Below are 14,063 nucleotides of genomic sequence, written 5' to 3' on the forward strand. Positions count from 1 at the left end.
GGGACTGATGGGAATCTGCTGGCGGCCGCTATTTGCGGTTCCAGTGCCCCAGCCCGCTGTCGTCGTAGTACTTGATGTCAAAGCCTTGTGCCTGCCCGTTTGCCATCTTGAAGACGATGGACGCCCGCGAGGCCAGCATCTCGGCTTCGCCGGCCGGCGCAAAGGCGAACGTGTCGCCGTCCCAGTGGCGCACGGGAAAGCGCATGTCCTTCGGTCCCAGCACCAGGGTCAGCGCGCCGTACGCTTCTTCGAACCGCGCGGGGCCGTAGTACGGGTTGTCGAACGTGCCGGTGTACTGCGACAACGCTTTGGGCGCCGCGGGCGTGGCGGGATCGGGCTTGCCGGTCAGGTCCGCCTGCGGTTCGAACAGCTTCTTCATGGCGCCGTTGTACGCCGCATACCAGTCGCGCGTGGATTTGCCGTACAGCGCGATGTCGGTGAACGTGGCCGCCACGGCTTCTGCCGCGCCGACCGGGGCGCCATTGGTCAACACGACGATGCCGATGCCGGCGGAGGGCACGATGCGGAAGGTGGTGCCGGTGCCCACCAGGAAGGCGCCGGAATGCCCCATCGCAGGGCGGCCGCCGGTTTCCGTGTTGACGTTGAACCCATAGCCATAGAAGCCGGAACGCGCATTCAGATTCGGCGCGGGGGCGCTGAAGGCCTGCGGCGACAGCGCGGGCAGCAGCGCGCCGGCGGCGGCCAGCGGCTTGCCCTGGTGTTGGCCATCCGCCAGCAGCAGTTTCAGCCACTGGGCCAGATCCACCACCGTGGAAGACACGCCGCCCGCGGGCGCCTGCGCATCGGCGTTGCGCTTGCCTACCTGCACGAAGCGGCCATTCTGGTAGGCGTGCAGCAAGGCGCGGTTGCCGTGCGACTCGAAGTCGGCGTAGCGGTAACTGGTCGATGCCATGCCCAGCGGCTTGAAAAGCTGTTCGTCGGCCAGTTGCTCCCACGGGCGTCCCGCCGCGCGGGCCACGGCCTCGGCGCCGATCGTGGTGCTGAAGTTGGCGTAGTGATACGACGTGCGGAAGGGGGTGAGCGGCAACAGGCGCAGGCGGGCGATGACCTCGTTGCGGGAAAAGCCCAGGTCTTCCAGATCGTCGCCCGCCGTGGGCGGCAGCCCGGTGCGGTGCGCAAAGAAATCGCCGATGGTGGCGTGCTCGGACACATAGGCGTTGCTGAGCGCGAAGCCCGGAAGATGACGCGACACGCGGTCGTCCCACGTGGCCTTGCGCTGCGTGATCTCGATGGCGGTCACGGTCGCCGACAGCGACTTGGAGATGGACGCGATTTGAAACACGGTATTGGCATCCACCGGCGCGTCCTTGCCGACCTCGCGTGTGCCGAAGCCTTGCGTCAGCACGGTCTTGCCGTCGATGACGACCGCGACGGCCAGGCCCGGCACCTGGCTGCGTTGCATGATGTCCTTGATGATGCCGGGCAGGTCCTGCACGGCGCGTTCGCGGCTGCCGGCAGGAATCGTGACGGCGTCCGCCGGCGGGTAGTCGGCGGGGGTAATCGGCACGGGTTGCGACCAGGCTGACGTGACGCCGCCCAGGGCAAGAACGATCGTTGCGGTGATGCGCGTGGTTGTGCTGTGCATGTTGGCCTCAGAATCCTGCTTGGTAAGCGATGCGAAAGACGCCCTGGTTGAGGCGCAGGGCCTGGTCGCGCTGATGCGTGATCCCGGCCTGCACGATCAACCCCACGGGCGTGACGTAGGTGACTGCGCCCGATACTCCCCAATCCGTACTGTCCAGCAGGCCATACCGGGCCAGCGTCTGGCCGCCGCCGGTCAGCTTGCGCACGGCGGCCGTCGCGGTGACCTGCCAGCGGTCTCGAGACAACGACACCGAGGTTACGCCATTGCCGTTGGAAACCGGCGCGCCGCGAAAGGCGCTGGAATAGGTAGCCTCGTTGAACCAGTTCAGGTGCCATCCGTCATCCAGCGGCGTGTCGTAGCTCAGCCGGGCCGATACCGTGTTGGCACTTTCGCCCTGGTTTGGATCCAGGTGCAGCCGGCCCGCGTCCACCCCGCCCGATATGCCCGGCAGTCCGGGTAGATCGCGGAAGTCGTACGAAAGGATGAAAGACTTGAGCTGGTCGCTGAACAGCGGCGGCTCGTCGGGGCCGAGCAGGCCGCCGTCCAGGCTGAACCTGCGGTTCATGGCGGTGTTGTCGCGCTTGAACAGCAGGGCGGCCACGGAATGCGTGCCGCGGCCCGACGTATCCAGCGTGTAGCGTCCGCCCACGCCGATCGAGCCGCGGAATTCCGAGTTCTCGTTGAAGCCCGAGTACAGGCCGTCGACGGCGTGCCAGGCGTCGCCAAAGCCCAGATCCATCTTCCCGCCGTACAGCGCGTAGTTGTCGGCGGTGTAGGCGGCGAACAGGTTGTCCAGGTTCACGCCCAGGTCGGAAAACGCGTTGTCCTTGGTGTCGTTGGTGGACGAGTTGAACGTGGCCTTGGTGCGGATCGAAAACTCGCGCGTCAGTTGCAACACCAGAGCGGCCTCGGCGGTGGGCTGCACACTGCTCCAGTGCGAGCGCGGAAGCTGGCCGTTGTCGTCGTGCACGCCAAAAAAGCCGGTGTAGCCGGTCATCAGCAGGAACCTGCCGTTCAGGCGCGGATACGATTCGTCGCTGTCGGCCAGGTCGCTGTAGGGCGTGAGAAAGATCTCGGTCTTGAAAATGTCTCTTGCCTCTTGCGCCGACGCGCCGTGCGCGGCCACGGCAAGCAGCGCCGCCGCCGGGGTCTGGCGCAACGCACGATGCAGACGCATCACCGCGCCAGCTCAGCCGCCAGTTCGCGCACCTGCGCATGGATGTTGTTGAACATCCCGAAATTCACGCGGCTGGCGACGACGAACACGCCCAGGTCGCGGTTGGGCGACAGCACCACATACGACATGAAGCCGCCAATGCCGCCGCTCTTGCCCAGCAGGAACGGCGAGCCGTTGCGCGGCAGCGTCACCACCCAGCCCAGTCCCATGCCGTCGGCGTCCGTGACCTCCGTGCCCACCACGGATTTGAGCCCGTCATAGGGCAGCCACATCGTGTGCGCCAGCAGGGCGTTCTCGCGGGCCTGCTTAGCGCCATCAAGATGCCAGCGCATCCAGCGCACCATGTCGTCGGCCGTGGCGTAGACGCCGGCGCTGGCATACATGATGTCGGGCGCCACCGCATTGGGGTCGGGCTTGTCGAAGGGATCGAGGCCCGTCATCAGGCGCTTTTTCTGTGCGTCGTTCAGCACGTTGGTGGCGTCGGTCATGCCGGCGGGCTTGAAGACCTCGTTGGCAAGCACGTTGGAATAGTCCGCGCCGCCGGCCTTGGCCAGCGCGTCGCCCAGCAGGCCATAGCCCAGGTTGGAATACAGCGTGGTGGTGCCGGGCACGTAGGCGGGCTTGTGGCTGCCCATCCACTTCCAGTAATAGGCCCGGTCGAAGACAGCGAACGGATTGTCGGAGGGCTTGGCGTCCGGGTCGGGCAGTTCGCGCGGCAGGCCGGCGGAATGCGTCGCCAGGTCGAGCAGCGTGATCGGGCGGCCGTTGGCATCGACCTTGGCATTGTCGGGCGCGTACTTCGACAGGGGATCGGTCAGCTTGAGCTTGCCCTTGGCGGCCAGCGACGCCAGCACGTCGCCCGCAAACACCTTGGACACTGACGCGATCCGGAAGATCGATTTGCCGTCGGGTTCGACGCCGCTGCCCGGCGCGGTTTCGCCATAGCCCTGGACCACCACGTCATTGCCGCGGACCGCCGCGATGATCAGGCCCGGCGCGCCGCCGTTCAGATACATCTGCATGCCGGCCATGGACACGGCATCCTGCAAGGCCAGGTCGGCGGCCTGGGCGTGGCCTGCGCCCAGCGCGCAGGCGGCGCTCAAGGCAAGTACGGGGATGCGCGGGAGAAGGCGGGAGGTCAGCATGCGGTTCTCACTGAAGGAGCGAGGAACGGGTGTCCCTGCGCATGCCGCGATGATCCCAAAATCCCGGTGCGTAGCCACCAGCGTCAGGACGAAACAACATCCCGGCGTGATGAATGGCATATTGGCCGGCTTGGCCCGGGCAGCCCCGGCTCAGATCCCCATGCGTTCGCGCAGCGGCTTGCGGTACGAGCGCGACACCGGCCACGTGTCATCCACGGCCCGCATCCGGATCTGCCATCGGTCAACGCTTCTGCGGTCCACGTCCATGACATGCAACGCATTTGCAATCGCCGTTCGGTGCACGCGAAAGAACGTCTTCTCGGGCAGGAGGGTCGACCAGACCCCTAGCGCGCGCGAGTCCAGCACCATCGAGCCGTCGTCCAGCCAGATCTCGCTGTAGTTGCCGGCGGAGCGCACCCCGACGATGGCTTCCGGCTGAACGCCCCGGACGACGCCGCGCATGCTCAGGTAGACGACCGATGCGGCGGGATTGCCCAGCGGCGCGCGCGTGCGGCCGCTGCCGTACTTGGCCTGGGCGATCAGGTTGGCGCATTGGTACAGCGCGCCGACCTCGCCGGCGGTCCAGTGCCGATGCCGGACGGTGGTGTCGAAACCGATGATGCCTTGCAGCTTGCCGTCAAGGCACACCGGCACGCTGAGCACGCTCTTGTTGCCCTGGCGCTGGAATTCGGCCTGGATGGCGCGCGCGGTGCGGGGCAGGTCGTTGACGTCGTGGATGGCGACCGCCTGCCCTTTGACCATGAACCGGTGCAGCCAGGCGATCAGCGTGGTCGGCACGTCCTGCAGTTCGGCGACAAAGGGTTCGGTCTGGCCGCGGCACCATTCGTGGGTATTGCGCAGCCGCAGCATGTCGGGGCGGTACTCGATCATCCAGGCGCGGTCGATGTCCGAGGTTTCGCCCATGTAGGCAAGCTGCTCCGAGATCGCATCGTCCGCGGGCAGCTTGAGCAGGCTCATGGCGCAGTGATAGAGCCAGTCCGATGACGGGTTGGGTTGGAGGAGGGTGACGGGGTGAGTCTGGTATTGGCCAACATCATCCTTCACGGGCGGTTCCTTCTGAGGCGGCAGGGCGCTTCGGGGGCGCGCTGTCGGACGCGCGCGGCTCGGCGGGATTTTCCTACCGGCGGCGCGGTCTGACAACCGCCCGTGGCGGCCAGCGTTCAGCTAGATGTCTGGCTATGTTGCCCCACAGGCGCCCGTCGATTCGCGCTCGACGATCCGGAATCCCACGTCAATGACAGGTTCTGGCGGGGTCTCGCCCCGGCATCGCGCCATCAGCACGCGCGCGGCCTGGGCGCCGATGTCCGCGCCGTCGATCTGCACGGTGGTCAGCGACGGCGCCAGGTGCGCGGCGAAGTCGGCCCCGCCGAAGCCACAGACCGCCAGATCCTGCGGCACGCGCAGGCCACGCACGCGCGCCTCGGTCAGCACGCCTTCGGCCAGCGCGTCGGCGCTACAGAAGATCGCCTGCAGGCCGGGCGACTTGTCGAACAGTTCGGCCGCAGCGCGCCGGCCTGACGCCACGTTGCTGGGCGCCGGAACGACCGCCGTGGGCACGTCGTGGCCCAAGGTTTCCAGGAAGCCCGCGCGGCGCACGGCGGCGCGCTGGTCGTCGCCGGTGGCCAGTCCCACGTTGCGCCATCCCTTGGACAGGAAGAATTCGGCGACGGCGCTGCCCACCTGCCGATGTGAAAAGCCGACCAGCATGTCGAGCGGGCGTTCGGTCAGGTCCCAGGTCTCGACCACCGGAATGCCGATCTCCCGCAGGCGGTGCGCGGCGGGGATGTCGCTCAATAGGCCGGCAACGACCACGCCGTCGACGCGCCGGCCCGCCATGGCGTTGAGCAACGCTTCTTCGCGGCCGCGGTCATAGCCCATTTGCCCGAGGATGAGCTGGTAGCCCTCGCGATCAAGTTCGGCGGTCAGGGCCTCGATGGTGGGCAGGAACTGCGGGACCGAGATGATGGGCACCAGCGCCGCCACGGTGCGGCTGCGCCGGGACTTCAGGCCGCCCGCCAGCAAATTGGGGATGTATCCCGTTTCCGTGACTGCCTGCTGGACCCGCGCGATCGTGGCCTCCGACACGCGGCCCGGATTGCCGAGCGCGCGCGAGGCGGTGATGAGCGACACGCCGGCCGCGCGGGCGACGTCATGCAGGGTGATGGATTTGGGTTTCATGGAACGGGAAGTACGGGTTTGTACGGATCGCGCGCTGGCTTGCCGCGAATTTTGGACAACGTTATCATGAACGTCAGCTGCAACGTTTTAATCCTGCCGCCAGCCAGGCTCCGCACATCGGCGCTTTTTATTTGGCCGCAAATGACAACGTTGTCCATGCGCCACCGTCGTCCTCGCAGGACCGTCCCAGACACCCGGAGAATTCTCATGACCGCCACTTCCAACGCCGACCGTATCGCCTGGTTGCGCATCTCGTCGTGCTACCTGCCCCTGGCCACCCCGATCAGCGACGCCAAGGTGCTGACCGGCCGCCAAAAGCCCATGACCGAAGTCGCCATGCTGTTTGTCGAAGTGCAGACCGAAAACGGCGACGAGGGCATTGGCCTGAGCTACTCCAAGCGCGCCGGCGGTCCCGGGCAGTTTGCCCACGCCAAGGAAATCGCTCCCGTCCTGATCGGCGAAGACCCCAGCGACATCGGCCGGCTCTGGACCAAGCTGTGCTGGGCCGGCGCGTCCGTGGGCCGCAGCGGCCTGTCGACCCAGGCCATCGCCGCCTTCGACGTGGCGCTGTACGACCTGAAGGCTCGGCGCGCCAACCTGCCGCTGGCCAAGCTGCTGGGCGCCTATCGCGATTCGGTTGCTTGCTACAACACGTCGGGCGGGTTCCTGCACACGCCGCTGGAACAACTGCTGGTCAACGCCAGCGCGTCGCGCGAACGCGGCATCGGCGGCATCAAGCTGAAGGTCGGCCAGCCCGACCGGCAACTGGACATACGCCGCGTCGAAGCCGTGCGCAAGCATCTGGGCGATGATGTGCCGCTGATGGTAGACGCCAATCAGCAGTGGGACCGCCCGACCGCGCAGCGCATGTGCCGCATCTTTGAACAGTTCAATCTGGTGTGGATCGAGGAACCGCTGGACGCCTACGACCATGAAGGCCACGCCGCGCTTGCCGCGCAGTTCGACACGCCGATCGCCACCGGTGAAATGCTGACCAGCGCGGCCGAACACAGCGAGCTGATCCGCCACCGCGCAGCCGATTACGTGCAGCCCGACGCCCCGCGCGTGGGCGGCATCACGCCGTTCCTGAAGATCCTGTCGCAGGCGGAACAGGCCGGCGCGATGCTGGCGCCGCACTTCGCGATGGAACTGCACGTGCACCTGGCCGCCGCGTATCCGACCGAACCGTGGGTCGAGCATTTCGACTGGCTGGAACCGCTGTTCAACGAGCGGCTCGAGATCCGCGACGGCCGCATGCTGGTGCCGACCCGGCCAGGCCTGGGCATCTCGCTCAGCGATCAGGCGCGCGCGTGGACGCGCGACACGGTCGAAGTCGGCAAGCGGGCCTGAACCCTTTCCGGTCCCGCCGTCTTGCGGCGGGACGCCATGCACGACCAACGGCGCGACAGACGCCAACCCAGAGGAGACTCGCATGAAAAAATGGTTCACCACGCTCGCGCTTGGCCTGGCCGTCTCGGCGTCGGCCCAGGCGCAGAACTGGCCCGCCAAACCCGTCACGATGCTCGTGCCGTTTCCGCCGGGCGGTTCAACCGACCTGATCGCCCGGACGGTTGCGCCCAAGCTGCAGGACAAGTTCGGCGGCACCTTCGTGATCGAGAACAAGCCGGGTGCGGGCGGCACGCTGGGCGCGGGCCAGGCCAAGCGCGCCGCGCCCGACGGCTACACGGTGCTGGTGTCGTCGCTGGGACCCTTCGTGATCGGCCCGCATCTGGTCAAGGAGCCGGGCTACAACGCGCTCAAGGATTTTGAATACATCACGGTGGCCGTGCAGGCGCCGAACGTGCTGGTGGTCAACGCGAATTCGCAGCTTCGCGACATGAAGGGCGTGCTGGACTACCTGAAGTCCAACCCGGGCCGCATGACGTTCGCGTCGGCCGGCAACGGCACCTCGGATCACCTGACGGCCGAACTGTTCTGGCAGGAGACCGGCACGCAGGCCACGCACGTGCCGTACAAGGGTGGCGCGCCGGCCATCGTGGATCTGCTGGGCGGGCAGGTCGACGCCAGCTTCAGCAACATCAACACCTGCCTCACGCACATCCAGTCGGGCAAACTGCGCGCCATCGCGGTGACGAGCGCGAAGCGATCGCCGCTGCTGCCCGACGTGCCCACGATGGAAGAGCTGGGCCTGAAGGGCGTGACGGTGACGTCGTGGCAGGCGTTCGCAGGTCCCAAGGGCATGCCCGCCGACATCCGCGACAAGCTGCGCGCCGGCATTGTCGACGCGCTGAACGACCCGTCGGTCAAACCGCGCCTGCTGGAACTGGGCTTTGAAGTCGTCGGCAACACGCCGGCCGAATTCACCAAGTTCCAGGCCGAGGAATTTGCCCGCTGGAAGAAGGTGATCGAAGTGGGCAAGATCACGGCGAATTGATTGCACGCCCCCAGGAGCCAAGGTAACGTCGCACCGCGGGCATTCGCCCGCGGATCGACGTTCAGGGGTTTGCATTGGGGACTTTCACCGTAGTCATGGCGATGCTGGTCGCCGTCCTGTTCAGCGGCGTGCTGGTCCGGATGTTGCCGTTGGCCGTTCCGCTACCTTTCGTGCAGATCGGTCTGGGTTTCGTGATCGCGGCCGTGTTCCAGCGTGGCGTGCTGATCGAACCCGAGATCTTCTTCCTGTTGTTCCTGCCGCCTCTGCTTTTCCTGGACGGATGGCGCATATCGAAGCTGGCGGTCCTGCGCGAGTCCTCCTCCATCATCCAGCTCGCGTTTGGTCTGGTGATCCTGACGGTGATCGGCGTGGGATACCTGATCCACTGGATGATTCCCGACGTCCCGTTGCCCGTGGCGTTCGCCATCGCGGCCATCGTGTCGCCGACGGACCCGGTGGCGGTCGAAGCGATTTCCCGGCGCGTCCATATCCCGCGCCGCATGATGGCCATCCTGGAAGGCGAGGCGCTGTTCAATGACGCGAGCGGCCTGGTGGCGTTTCGCTTTGCCGTTGCGGCGGCGGCGACCGGCACGTTCTCGCTGGCGCAGGCCACGATGTCGTTCTTCTGGGTTGCCATTGCCGGCCTGTCGATCGGGGCCGGGCTGACGTGGCTGATCATGCAATTGCGGACCATCTACACGCGCCGGGTGGGCGAAGAGCCGGGGTCCGAGGTGCTGCTCAGCCTGCTGACGCCTTTCTTCGTCTACTTCGTGGCCGAGCACGCCAACGCCTCGGGCATCCTGGCCGCGGTGTCCGCCGGCGTCATGATGAGCTATTCCGAACTGTCGGGCCGCGCACTCGCGGCCACTCGCATGGAGCGCAGGGCCGTGTGGAACACGGTGCAGTTCACGCTGAACGGCATGATCTTCGTGTTGCTGGGCGAGCAGTTCCCCACGATCTTCGCCGGCCTGGCAAGCGCCGCGAAAGAGGCCGGCGGCCAATCCCTCTGGCGGTTGCCCGTCTATGGACTGGCCGTCTGCCTGGGCCTGGTGCTGTGCCGGCTGCTGTGGGTGACCGTGTCGTTGAAGCTGAGCGCGATGGCGGCCCGCCGCCGTGGCGCCGAGCCGCCCGAGGTCGGCGCGCGCGTGATCCTGGCCGTCTCCGTGGCGGGCGTGCGCGGCGCGGTGACGCTGGCCGGGGTGATGACGCTTCCCTTTGCGCTGGACAGCGGCGCGCCGTTTCCGGCGCGCGATCTGGCGGTGTCGCTGGCGGCCATGGTCATCGTGTTTTCGCTATTGCTGGCCAGCGTGGCCTTGCCCCCCTTGATGCGCGGATTGCACTTTGCGCCGAACAGCCGCACCGAGCGCGAGGCATCGCTGGCGCAGGACGCCATGCTGCGCGCGGCGCTCGACAGCGTTGCGGCCGGCGCAAGGCGCCGGGGCGTGGAAAATCCGGAAAACGCCGCGCTGTATCTGGAGGTGGCGGAGGACCTGAGCGGCGCGTTGCGGCGGCAGTCCGGCGCGGCGGCGGACGTGGCCGATACAGAACGCCTGGGCAGGCAGATCGCCATCGAGCGCGAACTGAGGCTGGAAGCCATTGCCGCTTCCCGCGAGGCGGTTTTTCATCTGGCTCGCACGCACCGCATCTCGGATTCGTTGGCGCGCGAGCAGGGGCGGCTGCTGGATCTGCTCGAAGCGCATCTGCGGTAGCCGCGGGTGCGCGCCCACGGGGTACGGATTGGTCGCTCATGATCCGCGTGACGATATGTCCACCCGCTTCAGATCGGTCAGACCCTTAAAGTATTGAGAATTCCGGTCAGTCCTCAGTGCATTTGCAGATTATTTATGCTTTAAAGGTATCAATTCGGATTCCCAAAGTATTGGACGCGAAAAGTCGCCGGGTTCTATAAACGCCTCGTGACCATCCCTTATCCAACGCCGTCCATGTCTGCAGCCACCATCGAACGCATCGAAACCTGTCTCGTCGACCTTCCCACCATCCGTCCGCACAAGCTGTCGGTGGCCACGATGTATGGCCAGACGCTGATGCTGGTGAAGGTGTATTGCAGCGACGGCGTGGTGGGCATTGGCGAGGGCACCACCATCGCCGGCATGGCGTACGGTCCGGAAAGCCCGGAGGCCATGAAGCTGTCGATCGACGCGTACTTCGCGCCCGCCATGATCGGCCAGGACGCCACCCGCGTGCAGGCACTGATGGCGCACGTAGGCAAGCTGGTCAAGGTGAACCACTTTGCCAAGAGCGCGCTGGAAACCGCGCTGCTGGATGCGCACGGCAAGCGCCTGGGCGTGCCGGTCAGCGAACTGCTGGGCGGCCGGCGCCGGGATCGCGTGCCCGTGGCGTGGACGCTGGCGTCGGGCGACACGGATCGGGACATTGCCGAGGCCGAGCAGATGCTGCAAGAGCGCCGCCACCGCATCTTCAAGCTGAAAATCGGCGCCCGTGATCCGAAGGTCGATATCGCCCACGTGGCCGCCATCAAGCGCGCGGTGGGCGACCGCGGCGCGGTGCGCGTCGACGTGAACATGGCGTGGAGTGAAACGCAGGCGGCGTGGGCGATTCCCGCGTTGGCAGAGGCCGGTTGCGAGCTGGTGGAGCAGCCCGTGGCCAGCGCTGCGGCGCTGGCGCGGTTGATGCGCCGGTTCCCGGTGGCGTTGATGGCCGACGAGGTATTGCAAGGCCCGGACACCGCGTTCGAGATCGCGCGCCAGCACGGTGCGGATGTCTTCGCCATCAAGATCGAGCAGAACGGCGGCCTTTTTGCGGCGCAGCGCGTGGCGGCGATTGCGGACGCGGCGGGCATCGAACTCTACGGCGGCACGATGCTGGAAGCTGCGGTCAGCACGGTCGCGTCGGCCCACCTGTTTGCCAGCCTTGCGCATCTGCAATGGGGCACGGAGCTGTTCGGCCCCTTGCTGATCACCGAGGAAATCCTTGCGCAACCGCTGGACTACAGCGACTTCGAATTGACCGTGCCTGCCGGACCGGGGCTCGGCATCGAGCTGGACGACGCCCGCGTCAAGCGCTTCACGCGTGACGGGCTGGTCAAGGTCACGAACAAAAGCCATTGAGAAAACCTGGCGATGCGGCGGCATGCAACGCCGCATTTCCCGACCCATACCAATAGACAAACTCTGGAGACAGACATGAGCCTCGACGTATTCAACACCCCGGAAGTGCAGGACCTGCTGAAGGCCGCGACCAACATTGCAGGCAGCGAGGGCAACCCGCGCTTCAAGCAGATCCTGAACCGCCTGTTGAGCGATCTTTTCAAGGCCATCGACGACCTGGACATCACGCCCGACGAGGTGTGGGCCGGCGTCAACTACCTGAATCAGCTGGGCCGCGACGGCGAGGCCGCGCTGCTGGCCGCCGGGCTGGGCCTGGAGAAATTCCTGGACGTGCGCATGGACCACGAGGACAAGCTGGCCGGCCTGGACGGCGGTACGCCTCGCACCATCGAAGGCCCGCTGTATGTCGCAGGCGCGCCCGTGCAGGACGGCGTTGCCCGCATCGATCTCGATCCGGATGCGGACGCCGGCCCCCTGGTGATCCGTGGCGTCGTGCGCGATACCAACGGCGCGCCGCTGGCCAATGCGGTGGTGGAGTGCTGGCACGCGAACTCCAAGGGTTTCTATTCGCACTTCGACCCGACGGGCGCGCAGACCGACTTCAACCTGCGCGGCGCGGTCCGTACCGACTCGGATGGCAAATATGAGTTCCGCACGCTGATGCCCGTCGGCTACGGCTGTCCGCCGCAGGGCGCCACCCAGCAGCTGCTGGACGCGCTGGGCCGCCACGGCAACCGCCCGGCGCACGTGCACCTTTTTGTCAGCGCCGACCAGCACCGCAAGCTGACGACGCAATTCAACATCGAGGGCGATCCCCTCATCTGGGACGATTTCGCTTACGCCACCCGCGAAGCGCTGATCCCGCCGGTGACCGACAAGACAGGCGGCGCCGAACTGGGCCTGAAAGCCGACGCGTACAAGGAAATCGAATTCGACGTCGTGCTGACGGGCCTGCTGCAAGGCAAGGACAACCAGATCGTCAATCGCCTGCGCGCCTCCGCCCAGGCCTGAACCCGGCAGGCATCGCCACCGCGCGATGCCGCCATCCGACACTCATACCCATACCGATAACGGGCTCCGCACGAGCCCGGGGAGACTCTCATGGCCTCAACAATCTCCATTCCGAGCCTGATCGATCAGGAACGGATGGGCGCCTTTCAATGGCGCGTCCTGATCCTGTGCTTTCTGATCGCTTTGTTTGATGGCTTCGACACGCAGGCAATGGCGTTCACCGGGCCCGCGATCCTGACGGCATTCAAGCTGCAGGCCGGCGAACTGGCGCCGATCCTGACCGCCGGCATCGTCGGCATGACGGTGGGCGCCATGACGTTGGGCCTGGTGGGCGACCGTATCGGCCGCCGTCCCGCCGCGCTGATCGGTGTGGCCGTCTTCGGGCTGGCGACGCTGTTGACGGCCGCCGCCACGGAGACGTGGCAGATTCTGGCTCTCCGGTTCATCGCCGGGCTGGGCATGGGCGGCTGCACGCCCATCGTGCTGGCGCTGGCGGCGGAATACGCGCCGGCGCGCCATCGCGGCGTGGTGATCACCGGCGTGCTGCTGGGTCTGCCCGCGGGCGCCATGCTGGGCGGCCTGTTGGCCGCGCGCATGCTGCCCGTGATCGGATGGCAAGGCATCTTCATCGTGGGCGGCGTCGCGCCGCTGTTGCTGTTGGCGGCGCTGATGGTGCTGCTGCCCGAGTCCCTGCAATTCAAGGCGATGCGCGGTGATACGGCGGGCCAGGGGTATGTCGCTCGCATCCTCGCGAAGATCTCGCGCCAGCCGCTGCCGGCCGGCGTGCGGTTCACGGTGCCGGAAGACGCGACCATCCGCGCCAGCGTCAAGGCGCTGTTCACCGACGGTTATGCCCGCAAGACGCTGGCGATCTGGTCCGTGTATCTGCTGAACTGGGTGGCGTGGTTCATGCTGCTGTCGTGGCTGCCTACGGTGCTGAAGGCCGCGGGTCTGCCGGCCGACCAGGCGCCGATGGGCACGTTCACCGTGAATCTCGTGTTCATCGTGTGCGCCTTCCCGCTGTCGTACCTGATGCCGCGCGTGTCTACCCGCACGCTGCTGATCGCCATGTTCGCGCTGGGCATCGCGGTGTCGCTGGGGCTGGGCTACGCGGGAACGGACTGGACGCTCGTGTTCATCCTGATCGGCGCGGCGGGCCTGGGCATCGGCGGCCAGCAGTTGGCGCTGAACTACCTGGTCATCGGCGCGTATCCGACCGCACTGCGCGCCACGGCGACGGGCTGGTCCATCGGCGTGGGCCGCGCCGGCGCCATCATCGGCTCGGCCATCGGCGGCAGCTTCCTCGGCTGGTTCGGCCCGTCGGGCTTCTTCATGGTGCTGGCGGTTCCGCTGGCGGGGGCGCTGCTCGCCGTGCTGGCTGTGGACAACAAGTCGTCGCAACCCGTGCCGGGCGAGCTGTCGCGCGCACATTGACCGGGAG

General features: G+C 66.7%; 11 protein-coding genes. 6 read left to right on the forward strand and 5 right to left on the reverse strand.

What is annotated here, in order from left to right; genetic code table 11:
- Window positions 1-28: 28 nt before the first annotated feature.
- The 5 genes from KW836_RS08540 to KW836_RS08560 form a co-directional block, all read right to left on the reverse strand.
- Window positions 29-1,606 (reverse strand): serine hydrolase, encoded by a 1,578-nt coding sequence (locus KW836_RS08540; protein WP_218342977.1) that lies wholly within the window; start codon window positions 1,604-1,606, stop codon window positions 29-31.
- Window positions 1,607-1,613: 7 nt separating this feature from the next.
- Window positions 1,614-2,783: a hypothetical protein gene (locus KW836_RS08545; protein WP_255595184.1), complete on the reverse strand. Its 1,170-nt coding sequence runs from the start codon at window positions 2,781-2,783 to the stop codon at window positions 1,614-1,616.
- Window positions 2,783-3,928, reverse strand: coding sequence for a D-alanyl-D-alanine-carboxypeptidase/endopeptidase AmpH (gene ampH, locus KW836_RS08550; protein WP_218342978.1), 1,146 nt, complete (start codon window positions 3,926-3,928; stop codon window positions 2,783-2,785). The genes KW836_RS08545 and ampH overlap by 1 nt, the downstream gene beginning before the upstream one ends.
- Before the next feature lie 150 nt (window positions 3,929-4,078).
- On the reverse strand, window positions 4,079-4,993 hold the full coding sequence (locus KW836_RS08555) for a GAF domain-containing DNA-binding protein (RefSeq protein ID WP_370632990.1): 915 nt from the start codon (window positions 4,991-4,993) through the stop codon (window positions 4,079-4,081).
- Between the two features lie 132 nt (window positions 4,994-5,125).
- Window positions 5,126-6,127 carry a LacI family DNA-binding transcriptional regulator gene (locus KW836_RS08560; RefSeq protein WP_218342979.1) on the reverse strand — a complete coding sequence of 334 codons (1,002 nt, stop codon included), beginning with the start codon at window positions 6,125-6,127 and terminating at the stop codon, window positions 5,126-5,128.
- 207 nt (window positions 6,128-6,334) lie between these two features.
- Here KW836_RS08560 and KW836_RS08565 point away from each other — a divergent pair, with 207 nt between their 5' ends.
- From KW836_RS08565 to KW836_RS08590, 6 genes are all read left to right on the forward strand, one after another.
- The gene (locus KW836_RS08565) at window positions 6,335-7,477 is read left to right on the forward strand and encodes a mandelate racemase/muconate lactonizing enzyme family protein (protein ID WP_175137596.1); all 1,143 of its coding nucleotides are present in this window, start codon (window positions 6,335-6,337) and stop codon (window positions 7,475-7,477) included.
- Window positions 7,478-7,559: 82 nt separating this feature from the next.
- Window positions 7,560-8,522 (forward strand): tripartite tricarboxylate transporter substrate binding protein, encoded by a 963-nt coding sequence (locus KW836_RS08570; RefSeq protein WP_175122674.1) that lies wholly within the window; start codon window positions 7,560-7,562, stop codon window positions 8,520-8,522.
- Window positions 8,523-8,596: 74 nt separating this feature from the next.
- Complete coding sequence (locus KW836_RS08575) at window positions 8,597-10,231, forward strand: Na+/H+ antiporter (RefSeq protein WP_370632991.1); 1,635 nt, start codon at window positions 8,597-8,599, stop codon at window positions 10,229-10,231.
- Window positions 10,232-10,465: 234 nt separating this feature from the next.
- A complete protein-coding gene (locus KW836_RS08580; protein ID WP_218342980.1) occupies window positions 10,466-11,611 on the forward strand; it encodes a muconate/chloromuconate family cycloisomerase in 1,146 nt (381 codons plus the stop codon).
- A gap of 75 nt (window positions 11,612-11,686) precedes the next feature.
- Entirely contained in the window at window positions 11,687-12,622 is a 936-nt protein-coding gene (catA, locus tag KW836_RS08585) for a catechol 1,2-dioxygenase (RefSeq protein WP_175137599.1), read from the forward strand.
- Between the two features lie 135 nt (window positions 12,623-12,757).
- Window positions 12,758-14,056 (forward strand): MFS transporter, encoded by a 1,299-nt coding sequence (locus KW836_RS08590; RefSeq protein ID WP_175122823.1) that lies wholly within the window; start codon window positions 12,758-12,760, stop codon window positions 14,054-14,056.
- Window positions 14,057-14,063 lie beyond the last annotated feature (7 nt).

Origin of the sequence: Achromobacter sp. ACM05 (assembly GCF_019218915.1) — a bacterium.
GTDB lineage: Bacteria > Pseudomonadota > Gammaproteobacteria > Burkholderiales > Burkholderiaceae_B > Achromobacter > Achromobacter animicus.